General features: G+C 66.1%; 20 protein-coding genes. 16 read left to right on the top strand and 4 right to left on the bottom strand.

Annotated features, from left to right (window positions below; all coding sequences use genetic code 11):
* Positions 1 to 52: 52 nt before the first annotated feature.
* The 12 genes from AC51GR_RS13515 (at position 53) to AC51GR_RS13460 (ending at position 12,877) form a co-directional block, all read left to right on the top strand.
* Complete coding sequence (locus tag AC51GR_RS13515; RefSeq protein ID WP_496325159.1) at positions 53 to 904, top strand: acyl-CoA thioesterase; 852 nt, start codon at positions 53 to 55, stop codon at positions 902 to 904.
* Positions 901 to 1,509, top strand: coding sequence for a pyridoxal 5'-phosphate synthase glutaminase subunit PdxT (gene pdxT, locus AC51GR_RS13510; protein WP_496325158.1), 609 nt, complete (start codon positions 901 to 903; stop codon positions 1,507 to 1,509). Before AC51GR_RS13515 ends, pdxT begins: the two co-directional genes overlap by 4 nt.
* A gap of 69 nt (positions 1,510 to 1,578) precedes the next feature.
* A complete protein-coding gene (locus tag AC51GR_RS13505) occupies positions 1,579 to 2,337 on the top strand; it encodes a YebC/PmpR family DNA-binding transcriptional regulator (protein WP_496325157.1) in 759 nt (252 codons plus the stop codon).
* Between the two features lie 93 nt (positions 2,338 to 2,430).
* Entirely contained in the window at positions 2,431 to 3,000 is a 570-nt protein-coding gene (ruvC, locus tag AC51GR_RS13500; RefSeq protein ID WP_482139297.1) for a crossover junction endodeoxyribonuclease RuvC, read from the top strand.
* Positions 2,997 to 3,593 (top strand): Holliday junction branch migration protein RuvA, encoded by a 597-nt coding sequence (gene ruvA / locus AC51GR_RS13495; RefSeq protein WP_496325156.1) that lies wholly within the window; start codon positions 2,997 to 2,999, stop codon positions 3,591 to 3,593. The genes ruvC and ruvA overlap by 4 nt, the downstream gene beginning before the upstream one ends.
* Positions 3,594 to 3,606: 13 nt before the next feature.
* Positions 3,607 to 4,782 carry a Holliday junction branch migration DNA helicase RuvB gene (gene ruvB / locus AC51GR_RS13490; protein ID WP_496325155.1) on the top strand — a complete coding sequence of 392 codons (1,176 nt, stop codon included), beginning with the start codon at positions 3,607 to 3,609 and terminating at the stop codon, positions 4,780 to 4,782.
* A gap of 113 nt (positions 4,783 to 4,895) precedes the next feature.
* On the top strand, positions 4,896 to 5,309 hold the full coding sequence (yajC, locus tag AC51GR_RS13485) for a preprotein translocase subunit YajC (RefSeq protein ID WP_496325154.1): 414 nt from the start codon (positions 4,896 to 4,898) through the stop codon (positions 5,307 to 5,309).
* A 99-nt stretch (positions 5,310 to 5,408) separates the two neighbouring features.
* Positions 5,409 to 7,001 carry a protein translocase subunit SecD gene (gene secD, locus AC51GR_RS13480; protein WP_496325458.1) on the top strand — a complete coding sequence of 531 codons (1,593 nt, stop codon included), beginning with the start codon at positions 5,409 to 5,411 and terminating at the stop codon, positions 6,999 to 7,001.
* Entirely contained in the window at positions 6,994 to 8,196 is a 1,203-nt protein-coding gene (gene secF, locus AC51GR_RS13475; protein WP_496325153.1) for a protein translocase subunit SecF, read from the top strand. Before secD ends, secF begins: the two co-directional genes overlap by 8 nt.
* Before the next feature lie 11 nt (positions 8,197 to 8,207).
* Positions 8,208 to 9,911: an ABC transporter substrate-binding protein gene (locus AC51GR_RS13470; RefSeq protein ID WP_496325152.1), complete on the top strand. Its 1,704-nt coding sequence runs from the start codon at positions 8,208 to 8,210 to the stop codon at positions 9,909 to 9,911.
* Positions 9,912 to 9,937: 26 nt separating this feature from the next.
* Positions 9,938 to 10,498, top strand: a complete 561-nt coding sequence (locus AC51GR_RS13465; protein WP_496325151.1) for an adenine phosphoribosyltransferase — start codon at positions 9,938 to 9,940, stop codon at positions 10,496 to 10,498.
* Positions 10,499 to 10,534: 36 nt separating this feature from the next.
* A complete protein-coding gene (locus AC51GR_RS13460) occupies positions 10,535 to 12,877 on the top strand; it encodes a RelA/SpoT family protein (RefSeq protein ID WP_496325150.1) in 2,343 nt (780 codons plus the stop codon).
* 85 nt (positions 12,878 to 12,962) lie between these two features.
* Here the strand turns inward: AC51GR_RS13460 and AC51GR_RS13455 are convergent, their stop codons facing one another.
* Positions 12,963 to 13,865 (bottom strand): peptidylprolyl isomerase, encoded by a 903-nt coding sequence (locus AC51GR_RS13455; RefSeq protein ID WP_496325149.1) that lies wholly within the window; start codon positions 13,863 to 13,865, stop codon positions 12,963 to 12,965.
* Positions 13,866 to 14,067: 202 nt separating this feature from the next.
* Between AC51GR_RS13455 and AC51GR_RS13450 the strand changes: the two genes are divergently transcribed.
* From AC51GR_RS13450 to AC51GR_RS13440, 3 genes are read left to right on the top strand one after another with little or no spacing between them, the layout of a single operon-like run.
* Positions 14,068 to 14,784 carry an MBL fold metallo-hydrolase gene (locus tag AC51GR_RS13450; RefSeq protein ID WP_496325148.1) on the top strand — a complete coding sequence of 239 codons (717 nt, stop codon included), beginning with the start codon at positions 14,068 to 14,070 and terminating at the stop codon, positions 14,782 to 14,784.
* Positions 14,781 to 16,052, top strand: coding sequence for a histidine--tRNA ligase (gene hisS, locus AC51GR_RS13445; RefSeq protein ID WP_496325147.1), 1,272 nt, complete (start codon positions 14,781 to 14,783; stop codon positions 16,050 to 16,052). The genes AC51GR_RS13450 and hisS overlap by 4 nt, the downstream gene beginning before the upstream one ends.
* Before the next feature lie 31 nt (positions 16,053 to 16,083).
* Entirely contained in the window at positions 16,084 to 16,233 is a 150-nt protein-coding gene (locus tag AC51GR_RS13440; RefSeq protein ID WP_496325146.1) for a hypothetical protein, read from the top strand.
* Between the two features lie 109 nt (positions 16,234 to 16,342).
* Here AC51GR_RS13440 and AC51GR_RS13435 read toward each other — a convergent pair whose 3' ends face one another.
* Both AC51GR_RS13435 and ypfJ read right to left on the bottom strand, forming a co-directional pair.
* Positions 16,343 to 17,974, bottom strand: a complete 1,632-nt coding sequence (locus tag AC51GR_RS13435; protein WP_496325145.1) for a DUF885 domain-containing protein — start codon at positions 17,972 to 17,974, stop codon at positions 16,343 to 16,345.
* On the bottom strand, positions 17,971 to 18,834 hold the full coding sequence (gene ypfJ, locus AC51GR_RS13430; protein WP_496325144.1) for a KPN_02809 family neutral zinc metallopeptidase: 864 nt from the start codon (positions 18,832 to 18,834) through the stop codon (positions 17,971 to 17,973). Before ypfJ ends, AC51GR_RS13435 begins: the two co-directional genes overlap by 4 nt.
* A gap of 95 nt (positions 18,835 to 18,929) precedes the next feature.
* On the opposite strand from ypfJ, the gene aspS reads away from it, so the two are divergent.
* Positions 18,930 to 20,735 (top strand): aspartate--tRNA ligase, encoded by a 1,806-nt coding sequence (aspS, locus tag AC51GR_RS13425; RefSeq protein ID WP_496325143.1) that lies wholly within the window; start codon positions 18,930 to 18,932, stop codon positions 20,733 to 20,735.
* Positions 20,736 to 20,889: 154 nt separating this feature from the next.
* On the opposite strand, the gene AC51GR_RS13420 is transcribed toward aspS, so the two are convergent.
* Complete coding sequence (locus AC51GR_RS13420) at positions 20,890 to 22,083, bottom strand: HNH endonuclease signature motif containing protein (RefSeq protein WP_496325142.1); 1,194 nt, start codon at positions 22,081 to 22,083, stop codon at positions 20,890 to 20,892.
* Between the last annotated feature and the right edge of the window lie 25 nt (positions 22,084 to 22,108).

The raw sequence follows: 22,108 nt of genomic DNA, 5'->3' as shown, positions 1-22,108 counted from the left end.
CGGCCTCTGACGCCACGTGGGCAATAATCGTGGTCAGAAAGGGGTCAACCACATGGCGATGATCGAAGAGATCCTCCAACTCGAGGAGATCGAGAAGGACATCTACCGGGGGCGCGTTCACGAGAGTTTCCTCGAACGCACCTTCGGCGGGCAGGTCGCCGGACAGGCGCTGGTGTCGGCCACCCGCAGTGTCGAGAACCGGTTCAACGTGCACTCGCTGCACGGCTACTTCCTTCGCGGGGGCAATCCGCTCGAACCGACGGTGTACCTCGTCGATCGGATCCGCGACGGCCGGTCGTTCTGCACGCGCCGGGTCACCGCCATCCAGGACGGCCTGGCGATCTTCACGATGTCGGCCTCGTTCCATGTCGAAGACCAGGGTTACGAACACCAGGACACGATGCCGCGGGTCAAGCGGCCCGAAGAACTCGTCGACCTGCTGACGGTCGACGACCCGGAACTCAAGGCGCCCTACCGCGAATGGGAGAACTTCGACGTCCGGATCGTTCCGCGCGAAGACCTGATCGGTAGCCGGGACCTCGCGGCGCAGCAGCAGGTGTGGTTCCGCTACCGCACCCCGCTGCCCGACGACCAGGTCTTCCATGTCTGCACCCTCGCGTACATGAGCGACATGACGTTGCTCGGTTCGGCGAAGGTCCCGCATCCCGATGAAGACGCGCAATTCGCCTCCCTCGACCACGCGATGTGGTTCCTGCGCCCGTTCCGCGCCGACGAGTGGCTGCTCTACGACCAGACGTCGCCGTCGGCCGGTGGTGGTCGTTCGTTGACCCAGGGCCGGATCTACGACCACCGGGGCGTGATGGTGGCCGCGGTGACGCAGGAGGGACTGACCCGGACCGGACGTCCGGTCCCGGCCGACCAGCACGCGAAGCGGCCGAGTTGAGCAGCGCACCCCGGATCGGCATCCTCGCCCTGCAAGGTGATGTCCGCGAACATCACGACGCGCTGACCAAGGCGGGGGCGCAGGCCTGTTCGATCCGCCGGCCGGCTGAACTCGACGAGATCGACGGACTCGTCATCCCCGGCGGCGAATCGACCACGATGAGCAAACTGCTGGTGATCCTCGAGCTGCTCGAGCCCCTGCGCAAGGCTCTGGCCGGTGGCCTGCCCGCCTACGGGTCCTGCGCCGGGATGATCATGCTCGCCAGCAACATCCTCGACACCCGACCCGATGCCCAGCACCTCGATGCCCTCGACATCACCGTGCGACGCAACGCTTTCGGGCGGCAGGTCGCCTCTTTCGAGACCGACCTCGAACTCGACGGCATCCCCGGTGGTCCGATGCGGGCGGTGTTCATCCGGGCCCCGTGGGTCGAGTCGACGGGCCAGGGCGTGCAGGTCCTGGGTACCGTCCCCGACGGCCCGGCCGCCGGCCGCGTGGTGGCGGTGCGTCAGGGCAATGTCCTGGCGACCTCATTCCATCCGGAGGTGACCGGCGATCTGCGGGTCCACGAGTACTTTGCCGAGATGGTCAGAAATACCCGCTGACACTGCGAGTAGGATCGATCCGCACCTCCACGCCAGAAGACCACAGCCGTACGAAAGGGGCCTGCGCCAATGAGCGGCCACTCCAAATGGGCCACCACCAAGCACAAGAAGGCGGTGGTCGATGCCAAGCGCGGCAAGATGTTTGCCAAGCTCGTCAAGAACATCGAGGTTGCGGCCCGCACCGGTGGCGGCGACCCGAGCGGTAACCCCACGCTGTACGACGCCATCCAAAAGGCGAAGAAATCGTCGGTGCCCAACGACAACATCGAGCGCGCCCGCAAACGTGGCGGCGGCGAAGAGGCCGGTGGGGCCGACTGGCAGAACATCACTTATGAGGGTTACGGCCCCAACGGTGTTGCGATCCTGATCGAATGTCTCACCGACAACCGCAACCGGGCCGCCACCGAGGTGCGCACCGCGATGAGCCGCAACGGCGGCAACATGGCCGATCCGGGTTCGGTGTCGTACCTGTTCGCGCGCAAGGGTGTGGTGACCCTGGAAAAGAACGGTCTGTCCGAGGACGATGTGTTGATGGCTGTTCTCGAAGCCGGTGCCGAAGAGGTCACCGATCTGGGAACCCAATTCGAGATCGTCAGTGAGCCAACGGATCTGGTTGCCGTTCGCACCGCATTGCAGGAGGCGGACATCGATTACGAATCCGCCGAGGCCAGCTTCCGCGCCTCGGTCGAGGTGCCGGTCGACGCCGAGGGTGCACGCAAGGTGTTCCGGCTGATCGACGCGCTCGAGGATTCAGACGACGTCCAGGACGTCTACACCAACATCGACATCAGCGACGACGTGCTCGCAGAACTCGAACAAGACGCCTGACCCGGCGTGTTGGTGCTCCGCCCTGTTCGACGCGGCCGCTAGGATATCGAACAGTTGTTCGTTTCTGGCGGTCGTTGTCGAAGGTGGAGATGCATGCGTGTGATGGGTGTGGACCCAGGATTGACCCGGTGCGGGATCGCGCTGGTTCAGTCCGGCTCCGGTCGCGCTGTGACCGCACTCGATGTCGACGTGATCCGCACGCCCCCGGACATGCCGTTGGAGAACCGGTTGCTCGCGATCCACACGGCCGCCGAGCACTGGCTCGATGTGCACAGTCCGGACGTGGTGGCGATCGAGCGGGTCTTCGCGCAGCACCAGGTCAGCACCGCGATGGGTACCGCGCAGGCCGGGGGAGTGATCGCGCTGGCCGCGGCCAAGCGGGGCGTCCCGGTGCGGTTCCACACGCCGAGTGAGGTGAAGGCCGCCGTCACCGGTAGTGGACGCGCCGACAAAGCCCAGGTCACCGCCATGGTGACCCGCATCCTGGGGATGCAGCAGGCGCCCAAACCGGCCGATGCCGCCGATGCGCTGGCGTTGGCGATCTGTCATTGCTGGCGGGGGCCCATCGCCGAACGCATGGAGGCGGCACAGGCCAAGGCATTGGCTCAACAAAAGGCGTATCGCGAGCGAGTCGCCCAGGCGAAGAAGGCGGCGGCGAGATGATCGCTTCGGTTCGTGGTCCGGTGGTCGACGTGGCACTCGACCATGTGGTCATCGATTGTGCCGGCGTCGGATACCAGGTCCTGGTCACCCCGACCACCGCCGGATCGGTGCGCCGGGGCGTCGAGGCCACCCTGCTCACGACGATGATCGTCCGCGAGGACTCGATGACGTTGTACGGCTTCACCGAACCCGATGCCAGGTCGTTGTTCACGTTGCTGCAGACGGTGACCGGGGTCGGCCCGCGGTTGGCGATGGCCACCCTCGCGGTCCTCGAACCGGAGGCCCTGCGTCAGGCGCTGGCCGACGGCGACACCAAGGCGTTGAGCACTGTGCCGGGCATCGGCAAGCGGGTCGCCGAGCGACTTGTGGTCGAACTGCGCGACAAGGTCGAGCGACCACATGCCGCTTCCGCCGGTGCATCCCCGATGTCGGGCTTCACGATTCGCGATCAGGTGTCCGAGGCCCTGGTCGGCCTCGGGTTCGCCGCGCCGCAGGCGGAGAAGGCCGTCATCGCGGTGCTCGCCGACCAGCCCGATGCGAACTCGGCCACCGTGCTGCGGGCCGCGTTGGCATCATTGGGTAAGACCAAGTGATGGGCGGCCCGACATGATCGGCCCGGACGACAACAACTTCGGGGACGACGACCCGGCCGACGACCTCGGGACCGACGGTTTCGGTTCGGCGCCGGACGACTCCGGCAGTCGTACCGTGAACGCCGGACGCATCGCGGGCGACGGCGACCTCGACAACAGCCTCCGGCCGCGCAGCCTGGGCGACTTCATCGGGCAACCCCGGGTCTGCGAGCAACTCGAACTCGTGTTGCAGGCCGCTCGCGGACGCGGCGGGACACCGGACCACATCCTGCTCTCGGGGCCACCCGGGCTCGGCAAGACCTCACTGGCGATGATCATTGCCTCCGAGATGGGTGCGGCGCTGCGGGTGACGTCGGGCCCGGCACTCGAACGTGCCGGTGATCTCGCCGCGATGCTCTCCAACCTCGTCGAAGGCGATGTGCTCTTCATCGACGAGATCCACCGGATCGCCCGGCCCGCCGAAGAGATGCTGTACCTGGCGATGGAAGACTTCCGGGTCGACGTGATCGTCGGCAAGGGTCCCGGCGCCACGTCGATCCCGCTCGATGTCGCACCGTTCACGTTGGTCGGCGCGACAACCCGGTCAGGAGCCCTGACCGGGCCCCTGCGTGACCGATTCGGGTTCACCGCGCACATGGAGTTCTACGACACCGGGGAACTCGAGCGCGTCCTGAACCGCGCCGCGGGAATTCTCGACATCACGATGCAACCCGACGCCGGTGCCGAGATCGCCTCGCGGTCCCGGGGCACGCCCCGCATCGCCAACCGGTTGCTGCGACGCGTCCGCGACTACGCGGAGGTGCGGGCCGATGGCGTGATCGACCTGGCCGTCGCGCGGGCGGCGCTGTCTGTCTATGACGTCGACGAACTCGGCTTCGACCGCCTCGACCGCGCTGTGCTCGCCGCCCTGATCAGGGGTTTCGGCGGCGGACCGGTCGGTGTGTCGACGCTTGCGGTGGCCGTCGGAGAAGAGCCCGCGACCGTCGAGGAAGTGTGCGAACCGTTCCTGGTGCGGGCCGGGATGATCGCCCGGACCCCTCGCGGCCGGGTTGCGACCGCCGCCGCGTGGCATCACCTCGGGCTGAACCCACCGGCAGGCGCGCTGAATGCGGGCTTCGGTGTCCGGGCCAGGGACGACGGCCCCGACGTGGTTTCGCTCTTCGACCCGTCCGACGAGAACGGGCTCTGAAGAGCAGTTGGTCGACGCCGCATCTGGCGTGGAGCGGGGATGATGGCACACTGGTGAGTGATTGCGAGCACTTCTCGCGACCACGAATCACGAACAAGGACTGAACACACCTCATGGAATTGCTATTCCCCCTACTGCTGGTCTTCTTGGTCGGCATGATGTTCCTGTCTGTCCGCCGCCAGAAGAAGGCTGTGGCAGAAGCCAAAACCATGCAGGAATCCCTGCAGGTCGGCGTCCGCGTCCAGACCACGTCCGGTGTCTACGGCACCGTGGCCGGGCTGGCCGAAGGCACCGTCGATCTCGAGATCGCCGATGGTTGCGTGTCTCGTTGGAACCGTCTGGCCATCCGCGAGGTCGTCCACTCCGATGACCTCGCCGACAGCTACCCGGGTGTCGGTCTGATCGGCAGCAACGATGCCGAGATCGAGTACAACGGCATCCACGATGACGACGACCTGAGCAACTCCGACGGCGGCGACAAGAACGTCAGCCTGGAGAAGCCGCACGAAGACCAAGACAAAGCGTAAGTACGAAGCCCGCACCGGGGCGCCTCCGCCGGAGGTGTCGCGACACAACTGTGGTCGCGGCACGTACCGTGGCGGGCGCCCCTGCGGTGTGCATGGGGTATCTGGGACAACCGAGGAGACGTAGGCAGCGTGGCATCGTCGTCGAACCGTGAGGCACCGCCTATACGGTCTTTGATCGTCTTTTTCTTATTGATGATCGTGGTGTACGGGCTGGTGTTCTTCACCGGCAACCAAGATCCGACACCCAAACTGGGTATCGACCTACAAGGCGGTACCCGGGTCACACTGACCGCTCGTACTCCCGATGGCAGCGCGCCGAGCAAAGATCAGCTCGAGAAGGCAAAGCAGATCATCGAGCAGCGCGTCAACGGGCTCGGTGTCTCGGGCTCCGAGGTCGTCATCACCGGTGACAACCTGGTCATCACGGTGCCCGGCGACGACGGGCAGCAGGCGCGCACCCTGGGGCAGACCGCCCTGCTGTACGTGCGCCCGGTCGCCAGTGTCCAGGCGGCAACGCCCCAGCCGGCGGCTACCACCCCCGAAAACCAGACGCCGGAAGAGGCGATCGCCGAGGCGAAGAGGTTGCGGCAGGCTCCCGCCGACGCCGACACCACGGCTCTGACCCAGTACATGTCGCAGATGAACTGTGACCCTGCGGTTCCGGATCCGTTGCAGGGCAACGATGATCCCGATCAGTACCTGGTCACCTGCTCTGAGGACGGGACGCAGGTCTTCCTGCTCGAACCGCAGATCCTCAGGGGCAGTGACATCGACAAGGCCGAGGCAGGCACCACCCAGGGTGCCGGCGCCTGGATCGTCCGCCTGGACTACAAGGGCGGCGCCAGTGATCGGTGGGCGAGCTACACGGCCCAGAACATCGGCAAGGCGACGGCATTCACGCTCGACTCGAAGGTCGTCAGCGCCCCGCAGATCAACGGTGCCATCAGCGGCACCACCGAGGTCAGCGGCGACTTCACCCAGACCGAGGCGAAAGATCTCGCCAACGTCCTCAAATACGGATCGTTGCCGTTGTCGTTCGAGGCCTCCGATGCCGAGACGGTGTCGGCAACCCTGGGCTGGTCTTCGCTCAAGGCCGGCCTGATCGCCGGTCTGGTCGGGCTCGTGGCCGTCTTCATCTACGCGTTGCTGTACTACCGCATGCTCGGGATCCTGACCGTTGTCTCGCTCGTCCTGTCGGGCGTCATGGTCTACGGCATCATGGTCCTGCTCGGCCGGTACATAAACTTCTCGCTCGACCTCGCGGGTATCGCCGGTCTGGTGATCGGTATCGGTATGACCGCCGACTCGTTTGTCGTCTACTTCGAGCGAATAAAGGACGAGATGCGCGAGGGCCGGAGTTTCCGGTCCGCCGTGCCCCGTGGCTGGGCCCGCGCGAAGCGGACGATCTGGTCCGGTAACGCGGTGTCCCTGATCTCGGCCGCGGTGCTGTACTTCCTGGCGATCGGTGACGTCCGCGGGTTCGCGTTCACACTCGGCCTCACGACCATCCTCGATGTCGCGGTGGTGTTCATGGTGACGTATCCGCTGGTGGTCTACGCATCACGCTCGAAGTTCTTGTCCAAGCCCTCTGTCAATGGTCTGGGCGCGGTCTCCGAGGTGGCGCGCGAGCGCCGCAACGCTGCCGCGGCGGATCGTCCGACTTCGACCTCAGGAGGAGTGCGCAATGGCTGAGGTCGATCGCCTGGCACCCACGAGTGACGCGAACTTCGTCGCGGCCACCAACCGTTCTGCGCTCTCCCGTCTCTACACCGGTACCGGCGCCTTCGAGATCGTCGGACGGCGCAAGATGTGGTACCTGGTCACGCTGGTGCTGGTGATCATCTCGCTGGCCAGTCTCGGTATCCGCGGTTTCACGCTCGGGATCGACTTCGAGGGCGGCACCCAGATCTCGCTCCCGATGTCGAGTGAGGTGAGCACCGAAGACGTCGAGGACGTCTACACCGACGCCATGGGCAGCGCCCCCGAATCGGTGCAGACCGCCGGTTCGGGTTCGAGCAAGACGGTGCAGATCCGCACCGAGACCCTCGACGCGCAAGAAGTGGTCAAGGTCAACACCGCGCTGGCCGAGGCGTTCGATCTGGCGCCGAACGATGTGAGCTCGTCGGAGGTCAGTTCCACCTGGGGTGGTGAGATCACCGAGAAGGCGATCATCGCCCTGATCGTCTTCCTGGTGATCGTGACGGTGTACATCGCCATCCGTTTCGACCGGGAGATGGCCCTGGCGGCGATGGCCGCCCTGATCTTCGACATCATCACCACCGCCGGGATCTATTCGCTGGTCGGATTCGAGGTGACCCCGGCGACCGTGATCGGCTTCCTCGCGATTCTGGGCTTCTCGCTCTACGACACGGTGGTGGTCTTCGACAAGGTCGAGGAGAACGTCCGAGGGGTCACGCACACAACCCGCCGAACGTACGCCGAGCAGGCGAACCTCGCGGTGAACCAGACCCTGATGCGGTCCATCAACACCACGGTCATCTCGGTGTTGCCGGTGCTCGCGCTGATGATCGTCGCGGTCTGGTTGCTCGGTGTCGGAACACTGAAGGATCTGGCGCTGGTCCAGATGGTCGGTGTGATCACCGGAACGTACTCGTCGCTCTTCTTCGCCACTCCGTTGCTGGCGACGTTGAAGGAACGTCGCAAGGACATCGGGGCACACACCCGCAAGGTGCTGGCCCGACGCGCCGAGCGTGAGGAGCGAGCCGGTGTCGTCGCCGACGCGGACACCGCTGTCGCCGGGTCGGCAACGACGGGATCGGCGACCACCCTGACCAAGTCCACTCCGGCCACCAGGCGTGCGGCCCGTCCCGGAAGCACTCCGGAGCCAGGGGCGCGTCCGTCCGGTAAGCGCAGGCGCAAGCACTAACCTCACGGTTGATGAGAATCCGCGGGCTCCTGGCGATGGCAATCGCCGGGATGTGTGTACTGGGATCGGTCAGCGCCTGCTCCGATCCGCCTGCGGAGACCGTGAACTACGTCATCGATGGTGCGGTGACGACCTATAACCCGAGTTCGCTGGGTGGGTCCACCGAGGGCGCCCTGATGGCGCTGTCGCGAGTGCTTCCCGGTTTCAGCTATCTGGGCCCCGACGGCAGTGCGCTCGCGGACACCGACATCGGTACCTCCGTCGTCGCCGACAGCGACGACGGAGGTCTGGTCGTCCGCTATCAGATCAACCCGCAGGCGGTCTACAGCGACGGGGTCCCGTTGACCTGTGACGCGTTGATGTTGGCCTGGGCGGCGCACAACGGCTCGGTCGGGGACTTCGACGTGGCCAGCACCGCCGGGTACCGCGACATCGAGAACATCGACTGCCGACCGGGAGCCCGGACGGCGATGGTCACCTTCAAACACGGTCGCGCATACAAGGACTGGAAGTCGCTCTTCGGCGCCGGCACCCTGCTGCCGCCGCAGGTGATCACCCAGCAGATGGGTGTGCCGTCCGTCGTCGACGTCATCAACGGCTCCGATCCGCAGGCCAGGGCCGAACTCGCAAGGGTATGGAACGCGGCGTGGCCGTTGGTGCCGGGTGAGGTCGAGGTCGACCGATATCCGGCGCTGGGGCCGCTGCGTGTCGAGGAGTACACCCCCGAGGGCGGATTGGTCCTGGTGGCGAACGAGCGTTGGTGGGGTGACGAGCCGGCGACACCCCGGGCCACCGTCTGGCCACGGCGGACCGAGATGACGGAGAAGATCGCCGGCGGCGATGCCGGTTCGATCGATGTGCTCGACATCGCGGCCGGGACCTACGGGGTCGACCCCGCCCCGCGCCGACCGGGGAAGCCCGAACCGATCGTCCCCGGTTCGGTGGTACCCGCCTCGTCACTCGGTGTCGAACGTCTCGTCTTCTCCGGCGACGGTGTGTTCGCCGACCCCGCTGTCCGGCGGGCTTTTGCCGCGTGTGTCCCGCGCGACAGCATGGCTCGCGAGTTCGGTCGGGGAACACCGGTGGTCAACAATCACATCCTCGGTCCGGACGATCTGTTGTCCGAGGCGGTGAACGCACAGTTCGGCGGACGGTACCTGCGGGCCGACCCCGATCGGACCCGCGCGGAACTGGCCTCCGCCCGCCCCGGGATGCCGCCGTTGGCCGTACGGATCGGCTATGTCGCGCCGGATGGTCGGCGGGCCCAGATGGTCGCCGCCATCGCCGCGAGCTGTGGACGTGCCGACGTGACCGTCACCGACACGGCGGGTCCCGATGTGGGTCCGGGGAGTCTGGGGGGCGACGTCGATGTGCTGATCACCGCCTCCGGCAACGGATTCGCGGCCACCGGGGCAGCCGACCCGACCCGCGACAGTTACGCGTTCGTGCGCGGTGAACCGATCAACGTCGGGCGATACGACAACAGTCGGGTGTCGGCACTGATCGGCCAGCTCGCGGTAACCGTTCCGCCCGGCGGCCGACTGCCGCTGCTGCGGGAGATCGAGACACTGCTGTGGCGGGACATGCCGGTGCTGCCGCTGTTCGTGGAGGCACGTACCCGGCTCGCGGGGGACAATGTGAACAATGTGGTGATGGGGATGTCCAGAACGGGCTCGGGCTGGAACATCGACCGCTGGCTGTTGACCGACAGCTGATCAAAACGAGATTGAGGAAGCACCAGATGGACAGCAAGGCCCCGATCGGCCACGACGCTCTCGCGGCGATCGAGCGACTCACCCGCAGGGTGGCCGACTTCCCGTCTCCGGGAATCCAATTCAAGGACCTCTCGCCGGTGCTGGCCGACCCCGAGGGACTGCGTGCGGTGATCACCGGGCTGGCCGCCGGTGGCGCCGACGGCGTCGACCTGGTGGCGGGAATCGATGCCCGCGGATTTTTGTTGGGATCAGGTGTTGCACTTCACCTCGGTACCGGCGTGCTGGCGATGCGTAAGGCAGGCAAACTGCCCCCGCCCGTGCTGACCGAGAGCTACTCACTCGAGTATGGATCCGCCAGCCTGGAGATCCCGGCCGACGGACTCGACCTGTCCGGGCGCCGCGTGCTCGTCATCGACGACGTCCTGGCCACCGGTGGGACCGTGATCGCCGCGGTGAAACTGCTGCAGCAGGCAGGTGCGATCCCGGTGGCGATCGCGGTGGTGATGGAACTCGAAGGACTCGGCGGCCGGGAGGCGGTCACCGGTGCCTGCGCCGGAGTCGCCCTCTCGGCGCTGGCACCGGGCTGAGACGACTAGGCTTGATTCGACAAACGGAGGTGACAGATGGCTGACGAAGCTCCCCGGGCTGCATCGGTGACCACCGGTGAGAAAGAGTCCGAGGCGAAGACCGGCGGTCCCGCGGTATCGACGTCGGCGTCGCGGCGGGTGCGTGCCCGCCTGGCCCGTCGGATGACGGCGACCAAGAGTTCGATCAGGCCCGTTCTGGAGCCCCTGGTCGCCCTCCATCGCGATGTTTACCCCAAAGCCGACGTTCATGTGCTGCAGCGGGCCTACGACACCGCAGAGGCGCGCCACAGCGGTCAGTTCCGAAAGTCCGGTGACCCGTACATCACGCACCCGCTTGCGGTGGCGACGATCCTCGCCGACCTCGGGATGGACACCACCACCTTGGTGGCGGCGTTGCTGCACGACACCGTCGAGGACACCGGGTACTCGCTCGAGGAGCTCTCCGACGACTTCGGGCAGGAGGTGGCGCATCTCGTCGATGGTGTGACCAAACTCGACAAGGTCGCCTTGGGCAATGCCGCGGAGGCCGAGACCATCCGCAAGATGATCATCGCGATGGCCCGCGACCCGCGGGTGTTGGTGATCAAGGTGGCCGACCGGCTGCACAACATGCGGACGATGCGCTTCCTGCCGCCCGAGAAGCAGGCCCGCAAGGCGCGCGAGACCCTCGAGGTCATCGCCCCGCTGGCACATCGCCTGGGCATGGCGACGGTCAAGTGGGAGCTCGAGGACCTGGCCTTCGCGATCCTGCACCCGAAGCGATACGAAGAGATCGTCCGGCTCGTCGCCGATCGGGCACCCTCACGCGACACGTATCTGGCGCGGGTGCGGGCCGACATCATCAAGTCGCTCGAGGGTTCGCGCATCACGGCAACCGTGGAGGGCCGGCCCAAGCATTACTGGTCGATCTACCAGAAGATGATCGTCAAGGGTCGCGAGTTCGACGACATCCACGACCTGGTCGGGATGCGCATCCTGTGCGACGACCTCCGGGACTGTTATGCCGCTGTGGGCGTGGTGCATTCGCTCTGGCAGCCGATGGCCGGCCGGTTCAAGGACTACATCGCGCAGCCCCGATACGGGGTCTACCAGTCGCTGCACACCACGGTGATCGGTCCCGAGGGCAAGCCGCTGGAAGTCCAGATCCGGACCCGCGACATGCACCGCACCGCCGAGTTCGGCATCGCGGCGCACTGGCGGTACAAGGAGACCCGGGGCAAGAACGGTGCCAAGGCCGGGTCGGAGGCCGCGGAGATCGACGACATGGCGTGGATGCGCCAGTTGCTCGATTGGCAAAGGGAGGCAGCCGATCCCGGCGAGTTCCTCGAATCGCTGCGGTACGACCTGGCGGTCAAGGAGATCTTTGTCTTCACCCCGAAGGGTGATGTGATCACCCTCCCGATGGGGTCGACCCCGGTCGACTTCGCCTACGCGGTGCACACCGAGGTCGGTCACCGCTGCATCGGCGCGAGGGTCAACGGTCGGCTCGTCGCACTCGAACGCAAGCTCGAGAACGGTGAAGTGGTCGAGGTTTTCACCTCCAAGGCGGCAACGGCCGGTCCGTCGCGGGACTGGCAGAGCTTTGTCGTCAGCCCTCGGGCCACGGCCAAGATCCGGCAATGGTTCGCCAAGGAGCGTCGTGAGGAGGCACTCGAGTCCGGCAAGGACGCGATCGCCAAAGAGGTTCGTCGCGGCGGGCTTCCGATCCAGCGACTGCTCAACAGTGACTCGATGAGTGCGATCGCGAGCGAACTGCGGTTCGCCGATGTCTCGGCGCTGTATGCCGCCGTCGGCGAGGGCCATGTGTCGGCACGACATGTGGTCAGCCGTCTGGTCGCGCAGCTCGGTGGACTCGAGGACGCGCAGGAGGCGCTGGCCGAACGGTCGACGCCCTCGACCATGCCGTCGCCGGTCCGTCAGACCGGTGACGCCGGCGTGGTCGTCCCCGGTGCCGACGGCGTGCTCGCCAAACTGGCCAAATGCTGCACCCCGGTCCCGGGCGACGAGATCATGGGCTTCGTCACCCGCGGCGGCGGGGTCAGCGTGCACCGCACCGACTGCACCAACGCGGGATCGCTGCGCGAGCAGTCCGAACGGATCATCGACGTCAAATGGGCGCCGTCACCGTCGTCGGTCTTCCTGGTCGCGATCCAGGTCGAGGCGCTCGACCGGTCGCGGTTGCTCTCGGACGTGACCCGGGTCCTCGCGGATGAGCGGGTCAACATCCTGTCCGCCTCGGTGACGACCAGTCGCGATCGGGTGGCAATCAGCAAGTTCACGTTCGAGATGGGCGATCCCAAACACCTTGGGCACGTACTCAATGTGGTGCGCAACGTCGAAGGTGTCTACGACGTCTATCGGGTCACCTCGGCCGCCTAGAGCCGGAATCCGGCGTCAACCGAACAAGAAACCCGGCCGTCCCTTCGGGGGCGGCCGGGTTTCTTTGTCTCTTCAGTGCCGATGCTCAGCTGGTGACGGTCGCGGTGAGGATCTCCACCGGCAGTACCGGCTTGCCATCGGTGGACGCTGCACCGTCGGCACCGGGTGCGACCCCGGCGGCCAGGACCTTGTCGAGGACCTCGAGTCCGGCCGGATCGACCGTGCCGATCACCGAGTAGCTCGGTGCCAGCGTGCTGTCCTCGATCACCATGAAGAACTGGCTGGCGCCGGTGTTCTCCTGGCCGCTGTTCGCCACGGCGATGGTGCCGCGCGGGTAGACGACCGACTGACCGGTGGTGTCGCCCTCGGCCGGCGCCAGGGTGGTGGGCGCCTCGTCGGGACTCTGCCAACCGGGTCCGCCGGCACCGGTGGCCGTCGGGTCGCCGCACTGCAGCACCTTGATCCCCTCGGTGGTCAGACGATGGCAGGTGGTGTCGTTGTAGTAGCCGGCCTTGATCATCGTCTCGAAGGCGCCGACGTTGCAGGGCGCGTCCTCGCGATCGAGTGTCATGGGCAGTTCACCCTGGTTGGTGGTGAACAAGGCGTCGACGACGCCGCTCTTGAGTTGCTTGTCACCGGGCATCGGGGTGGTGCGCTTGTTCGCCATCCCCGCGGTCAGCTCGTCCTTGTACTTGAGGTATTCCGCCTGCTGCTCGGCCGGTACCTCTTCGATCGGCGGAAGCGACGCCAGCGGGTCTACGTCATTCGGGGTGAACGCGCAGGCCGCCCAGCGGGCCTTCTCGTTGTCGTCGGACACCTTCTTGACGGTGAAGGCGGTCACACCTGCGGCGACGATGAGCACCACGGCGACCGAGCTGCCGATGATGATCAATTTTCGTTTGCGCGCGGCCTGCTGCTGCCGCTCCAACCGCTTCTCCAGCTTGCGTTTGGCCGCTAGCCGGCGTTGCTCGTTGTTGCTGCTCGACACTGCAGAGAACCTCCGTCAAAGTCGTACGTCTGACCGCGCCCCGGGTGCGGGACACCGATGCGAGTCTGCCAGCACTTGCTGAGAGCACGTTATATGGGCATGGCCCCGGCGCGCCGGACCGGAACCGATGGCCGTGGCACACAGGATTCACCGGTGCTGGGATGATGGTGGAACACGTCCTTACGACCCAGGAGAACAGACCATGCTGATCACGGGTTTCCCCGCCGGTATGTTCGCCACCAATTGTTATGTGGTGGCGAACGGTGCCGGCAGTGATGCGATCATCATCGACCCAGGTCAGGATGCGGCCCCGGGTGTCCGGGAGATACTTTCCGAACATCGGCTGAATCCGGTGGCGGTCCTGTTGACCCACGGGCATCTCGATCACACCTGGAATGCCGCGGAGCTGTGCGACGAGTTCACCATCCCGGCCTACATCCATCCCGCCGACCGGCCGATGCTCGCCGATCCCGGCGTCGGCATCGGGCGGGCGATGTCCCAGATCATCGGTGACACGGTGTTCCGTGAGCCCGAGAAGGTCATCGAACTGACCGACCGGGAAACGATCGACGTCGGTGGGATCTCCTTCCGTGTCGACCTCGCGCCCGGCCACACCCAGGGCTCGGTGCTGTTCGGTATCGACGTCGTGACCCCCGAGGGCACTGTGCCGGTGTGCTTTTCCGGTGACGTTCTGTTCGCCGGTTCCATCGGGCGGACCGACCTTCCCGGCGGTAGCCATCAGCAACTCCTCGACTCGATCGCCGATCGGCTGCTGCCGCTCGACGACGACACCGTGGTCCTGCCGGGCCACGGCGAGCAGACCAACATCGGCCGCGAACGCGCCACCAATCCATTTCTCGCCGACCTGACCGCGTCTGGTTCGGCCGATCAACCCAAGAAGGGACGTCACGGGCTGTGAATGCCGGATTTCAGGCTCCACGAGGTGTACCGGACTATGTGCCACCGCAGTCGGCGCAGTTCGTGGCGGTACGCGACACCCTGACGCGCGCAGCAAGACTTGCCGGGTACTCGCACATCGAGCTCCCCATCTTCGAGGACACCGCGCTGTTCGCTCGCGGCGTCGGAGAGTCGACCGACGTCGTCTCCAAGGAGATGTACACCTTCGCCGACCGCGGCGACCGCTCGGTGACACTGCGCCCCGAGGGCACCGCCGGTGTGATGCGTGCGGTGATCCAGCACGGCCTCGATCGGGGACAGCTGCCGGTCAAACTGTCCTACGCCGGACCGTTCTTTCGCTACGAGAAGCCGCAGACCGGTCGGTACCGGCAGCTGCAGCAAGTGGGTGTCGAGGCGATCGGTATCGATGATCCGGCGCTCGACGCCGAGGTCATCGCCATCGCCGACGAGGGTTTTCGGCGTCTGGGACTGACCGGATTCCGGCTCGAGATCACCTCGCTCGGTGACGACACCTGCCGCCCGCAGTACCGGGAAGTGTTGCAGCAATTCCTCTTCGGTCTCGACTTGGACGAGGAAACCCGTCGTCGCGCCGAGATCAACCCGCTGCGCGTCCTCGACGACAAGCGTCCACACATCCGTGAGGCCACCGCCTCGGCGCCGCTGATGATCGACTATCTGTCGGACTCGGCGCGCGAGCACTACGACGCGGTGATCGGTCACCTCGACCGGCTCGGCGTTCCGTACGAGAAGAATCCGCGCCTGGTGCGTGGCCTCGACTACTACACGAAGACCACCTTCGAGTTCGTGCACGACGGTCTCGGTGCGCAATCCGGCATCGGTGGCGGTGGGCGTTACGACGGCCTGATGAAGCAGCTCGGCGGCAAGCAGGAGTTGTCGGGCATCGGCTACGGCCTCGGCGTCGACCGGACCGTGCTCGCCCTGGAGGCCGAAGGCATCGCCGCCGTCGGTGATGCGCGCTGTGAGGTGTTCGGTGTCCCGATGGGTGAGGCCGCCAAGGACGAGCTCGTGGCGATCACCGGTCGCCTGCGAGCCGCGGGTGTTCGCGCCGACATCGCCTACGGCGGGCGCGGTCTCAAGGGTGCAATGAAGGCCGCCGACCGCTCGGGCGCACGTTTTGCGCTGGTGCTCGGCGAGAACGAACTCGCCGACGGTCAGGTCGAACTCAAGGACCTGTCCAACGGTGAGCAGCAGCGCGTCTCACTCGAAGGCGTCGTGGCGCACATCAACTCGGCACTGGCCGCGGGGTAGTGCGGTGGGGGCGCGGCGCCGGTGGGCAGCGATGGCGATGGGGGTTCTGATGGTGGCCAGTGTTACCGCCTGCACCTTCACCGTCGACGGTGATCCGGCGCCGGCCCCGTATACGGGCCGCACGTGGGGGAGTCAGGCCCACACCCCGGAGTTCCCGACCGCCGAGAACCCACCCGGGTAGCGCCCACCCCTCCGACGACCCAGCCCAAACGAGCCACCTTTGCGAAGACGAGCCACAAATATGTGGCTCGTCTTCGTATTTCCGGCTCGTTTGTTGGCTGGAGGGGCGGTCAGCTCAGTTCGGTTTGCAGCACGTCGAGACTGACACCGCCGAGCGCGAGCGCCTTGCGATGGAAGTCCTTGAGCGAATCGTCGGGGTGGGCGCGCAGATAGTTGTCGCGGGCCTGCTGCCAGACCCGTTGTCCCAGTGCGTAGGACGGAGCCTGACCGGGCCAGCCCAGGTAGCGGTTGAGCTCGAAGCGCAGCACCGTCTTGTCCATCGCGACCGCCGAGCTCAGGAATTGCCAGGCCTTGTCGGCATCCCAGGTGCCACCCCCGACCGCCGCGGGTGCCGTCAGTCCGCAGTGCACGCCGATGTCGACGACCACACGGGCCGCTCGCAGTCGCTGGGAGTCGAGCATGCCCATCCGGTCGCCCGGATCGTCGAGCCAGCCCAGTTCACCCATCAGCCGCTCGGCGTAGAGCGCCCACCCCTCACCGTGGCCGGACGTGAACGAGGCGAGCTTGCGCCAGCGGTTCAGTTCCGGACTCACCATGGCCGACCCCAGTTGCAGGTGATGGCCCGGGACACCTTCGTGGAAGACCGTGGTTGTTTCCTGCCAGGTGTGGAACACCCGTTGCTCCGGCGGCACCGACCACCACATCCGTCCCGGACGGCTCAGGTCTTCGCTGGGCATCGTGTAGTAGATGATCCCGGTGGCCGCCGGGGCCAGTCGGCATTCCAGTGCGGTCAGCTGCGGCGGGATCTCGAAGTGCAGCCGGCCGACCTCCTCGGTCGCGCGGTCGGACAGGTCCTGCATCCACGCGACGAAGTCGCCGCGGTCGGTCATCTGGTAGCGCGGATCGTTGTTCAACGCCTCCAGTGCGCCGCCCACGCCGGCGCCGGGCGCGATCTGGGCGGCCAGCGCCTCCTGTTCGGCGACAATCGATTCGAGGAGATCGAGACCCCAGGCGTAGGCGTCGTCGACGTCGATGTCGGCACCGACGAACTCGGCGGAATGGAGTAGGTAGCGGTCGCGGCCGACGGCATCGACGTCGATGGTCCGGGGCAGGACCTCCTCACGCAGGACCGCTGCGAGTTCGGTCATCGCAGCGCCCACCCGGCCACGCAGATCGTCGAGCAGGTCGACTCTGTCGGTGGTTTCGATCGCGGTGGCGTTGCTGAAGATCGACCCCGTTGCGGCGTCGGCCTGAGCCGCGCACAGGCTCACCTGCCTGCTCACCAGCGGGGGACCGGTCTGCAGGCGATGACGGATGCCGGCGACGATCGATTCCACGCAGGACGGTACTTGCGACAACCGGGCCAGGAACACCTCCTGTTCGCCGGTGGTGGTCGTGGACATCAGATCGAAGACGTCGCGGACGCCCTGTAGCGGCGATTCGATGACGTTGACCTCACCGATCCGCAAACCCGCATCGTCGACCGCCAGGGCGCGTCCCAACTGGTCGGACATCGTGGCCACCGTGACGCGGTCGACGTCGTCGGCGATCGTTGCCGCCGCCAGAGAGTTCAGCGCCGCCCGCCGTTCGGACACGCGATCCGCCTCGCCCTCCGGCGAGAAGTCGGGCAGCTGATCGTCGAACCCGGAGACCCCGAGGTGCGTGGCCTCGATCGGGTTGAGTGCACAGGAGCGTTCGAGGTGGTTGTCGGCGATCCGGTCGATCGCGCTGGACCGGCTCACAGGCTCGCCGCATCGAAGGTGTTGCAGGAGTTCGGGTCACCGGCGCTGTAGCCGACATTGAACCAGCGGACCCGCTGCTCGGATGAGCCGTGGGTCCAGCCCTCCGGGTTGGATGCGTCACCGCCGATGGCGTCGTCGCCGATCGCCTTGGCGGTCTTGATGACGTCGTTGATCTGTTGCTGCGTCAGCGGCTCGAGCATCGCGTCAGGTCCCTTGTCGGCGTGATACGCCCACACCCCGGCCAGGCAGTCGGCCTGCAGTTCGATCCGTACCGATCCCGAGGTGGGGCCGGCAGCGCCCATGCGCTGACCTTTCTGCAGGGCTCCGGTCAGGTATTCGATGTGGTGGCCGTACTCGTGGGCGACGACATATTCCTGGGCCAGCGGTCCGTCTCCACCGCCGAGCTGATCGCTCAGGACGTCGAAGAACGACGGGTCGAAGTACGCGGTCTGGTCGCCGGGGCAGTAGAAGGGACCGACATCTGAGGTGGCCGGCCCGCACGCGGTGTCGACGCTGCCCTCGAAGATGACCGTCCTCGGCGGTTCGTATCCCGGCATGAGCTCTGACCACGCGTCGTCGAGGCTGTTGGTGGTGGCCACGATCCGGCACACGGTGTCGGTGTTGGCTTTCTCGATGGTGCAGTTGTTGATCTGCTCGTCGAGGGCGGACTGGTCCTGCGACGAGTACGTCGAGGTCGATCCGTCACTGCCCAATCCCAGAATGCCCGGATCGAATCCGAACAGCGCGGCCGCGATCACGATGATCAGGCCCGCTCCGCCGCCGATGGCGAACTTGCCACGGCCTCCGCCGCCGCCCGAAACGTTGCCGGTATCCAAGGGTCCGTTGCCTCGAAAAGTCATGCGGTCAGCATTGCACGAGCAGTGCCGTCCTTGGCCGATCAGGACAGCCGTAGGATGTTGCACGATACGAAATCGTCAGCTTTGAGAGGACTATTGTGCTGCGCACCCAATTTGCCGGATCACTGCGAGCCGCGAACGCCGGGCAGACCGTGACGTTGACCGGCTGGGTGGCGCGCCGACGCGACCACGGCGGCGTGATCTTCATCGATCTGCGGGACAGCTCCGGCCTCGTGCAGGTCGTGTTCCGGGACGAGGCTGTCGCCACCCCCGCGCACCGACTGCGCGCCGAATACTGCGTTCAGGTGACCGGCGTTGTCGAGCAGCGTCCGGCGGGTAGCGAGAACCCCAACCTGAAGTCCGGCGAGATCGAGATCAACGCCACCGAACTGGTCGTTCTCAACGAGTCGGCGCCGCTGCCGTTCCAGCTCGACGAGAACCCGGGTGAAGAGGCCCGGCTCAAGTACCGCTACCTCGACCTCCGTCGCGAGGGTCCCGGTTCGGCACTGCGGTTGCGTTCGAAGGTCAACCAGGCCGCCCGAAATGTGCTGTTGGAGCAGGACTTCGTCGAGATCGAGACCCCGACGCTGACCCGTTCCACACCTGAGGGTGCGCGCGACTTCCTGGTCCCGGCACGCCTGCAGCCCGGCACGTTCTACGCCCTGCCGCAGAGCCCGCAGCTGTTCAAGCAGCTGCTGATGGTGGCCGGCATGGAGCGTTACTTCCAGATCGCCCGTTGCTACCGCGACGAGGATTTCCGCGCCGACCGCCAGCCGGAGTTCACTCAGCTCGACATCGAGATGAGCTTCGTCGAGCAGGACGACATCATTGCACTCGGTGAGCAGATTCTGGTCGCGCTCTGGAAGCTGATCGGCTACGACGTGCAGACCCCGATCCCGCGGATCACCTATGCCGACGCGATGCGCCGGTTCGGCAGCGACAAGCCCGATCTGCGTTTCGGTATCGAGCTCGTCGAGTGCACCGACTATTTCAAGGACACCCCGTTCCGGGTGTTCCAGGCGCCGTACGTGGGCGCGGTCGTGATGCCCGGTGGCGCGAGCCAGCCACGGCGTCAGCTCGATGCATGGCAGGAATGGGCGAAGCAGCGCGGCGCCAAGGGGCTGGCCTACGTGCTGGTGCAGGAAGACGGCACGCTCGGTGGGCCGGTGGCCAAGAACCTGTCGGAGGCCGAGCGCGACGGACTCGTCGCCCATGTCGGTGCCAACCCCGGCGACTGCGTCTTCTTCGCGGCCGGCCCGGTCAAGGCTCAGCGCGCGTTGCTCGGTGCTGCCCGCGGCGAGATCGCACAGAAGCTCGGACTGATCAAGGACGGCGACTGGGCCTTCACCTGGGTTGTCGACGCGCCGCTGTTCGAGCCTGCCGATGAAGCCACCGCGAGCGGTGACGTCGCCGTCGGTTCGGGTGCATGGACCGCCGTGCACCACGCCTTCACCTCGCCCAAGCCGGAATCGCTCGAGGTCCTCGAAACCGATCCGGGTGCCGCGTTGGCCTATGCCTACGACATCGTCTGCAACGGCAACGAGATCGGTGGCGGTTCGATCCGTATCCACAAGCGCGAGGTCCAGGAACTGGTCTTCAAGATCATGGGTATCTCGCATGAGGAAGCGCAGGAGAAGTTCGGCTTCCTGCTCGACGCATTCGCCTACGGTGCACCGCCGCACGGTGGAATCGCCTTCGGCTGGGACCGGATCACTGCGCTGTTGGCGGGACAGCCGTCGATCCGCGACGTGATCGCGTTCCCGAAGTCGGGCGGCGGCATCGATCCGCTCACCGATGCACCGGCGCCCATCACCCCGGAGCAGCGCAAGGAGTCGGGTATCGACGCCAAGCCGCCGGCTCCGAAGCAACAGCAGGCACCTGCTGAGGTTGCTGAGAAGAAGTAGCTCTCGGAGACAGAATCCAGATCGGCAGATCGCCGGCGGCCCCGTGCCGCCGGCGATCTGTCTTTTGTGGGGCTCACACTGTGAAGTTGTCAATGGTCCTGCTGCGCAGAGTCTCTGTCAGCCGGCGGGTCTGGCGGTCGTGGCCTCGTCGACCTCAGGCCGCGGTGAGTTCGGTGGTCAGGGTGCGGCGGGCGTTGGATCTGATCGGGGTCCTGGTGGTGTCGTCCGGTGCGATGAACCACGGATGCCCATCGGAACCGATGGAGACTTCCCAGCCGCGGTGGTGGATGTAGCGGTGATGTCGCCGGCACAGCAGGACCATGTTGGTCAGGCTGGTGCCACCGCCATGGCTCCAGAAGTCGATGTGGTGGGCATCCGTCCAGCCGGGCGGGCAATCGCACCCGGGGAAGGCGCAGCCTCGGTCGCGGGCGATCAGCGCCTTCCGGATGGCCGGCGTCACCGTGCGTTGATCGCGGCCGACATCAAGGGGTACCGAATTGTTGTCGAGCAGAATCCTGGTGATGACCGAATCACAGGCCACCAGCTGCGCGGTCGATGCTGACGCCGGCCCGGTCCATTCGAAGGCCGGTGCCAACGTGGGCGCCTTGGCGCCGCCACGCGTCGGACGATCCTCTTGATCGAGATACGAATCGAGAAGTTGCTCCAGAGCATCGGCGCGGATCTGGGCATTCGATCGACGATCCGGGGACCCATCGGGTTCGGGTACCGGCGTCGACAACGGATCGAGCGCGACCCGCAGTTTCTCGCCCAGCAGGTTGTCCAGATCGAGCGTGCCGTGACTGCGTCCGTCGTCACCGTTCCCGAGGGTGAACTCGTTGAGCTCGTGATTCTCGGCATCAGGGATCTGTTTGTCCGGCGGCGACAACACGATCGCCATGTGGCGTGCCCGCGCCGACACCGCCGCCGGACTCGCCATCAAGGCCTCGGTGAGTAAACCGCGCACACAGTCAGCGCGGTCCTCGTCGGCCAGATCCGGGTTCCGTCGTTCAATGTGGTTGAGCCCTTTGATGATCGAGTCCACATGCTCACCCGACAGCGTTCCGTCGACACCGTTGGCCGCCACTGATGGAATGTCATCGATCGCCTTGCTCACCCGTACGTAGCGATGGGCTGCCACCGGCGCCATTCCCTCCTTTTGGAGCAGTCCGGCGGTGGACCGCTCACCTGACTTCTGCGCCAACCCGCGCCGATCGACTTCACCGACCAGGCGGAAAAGTATCTGTTCCACAACATGATTGAGTCGGATAACCGTCACCGTGCGAGCTGAAATCTCAGCATCATCCCCGGCCAGATCTGACAACCTGACGAACATTCCCCCGAAGTCCATGGCACAAGTTTACGGCCCAAAACCG

The sequence above is a fragment of the Williamsia sp. z71 genome (assembly GCF_059553375.1).
The sequence above is the reverse complement of the archived record's forward strand: the minus strand, read 5'-3'. Positions and strand labels throughout refer to the sequence as shown.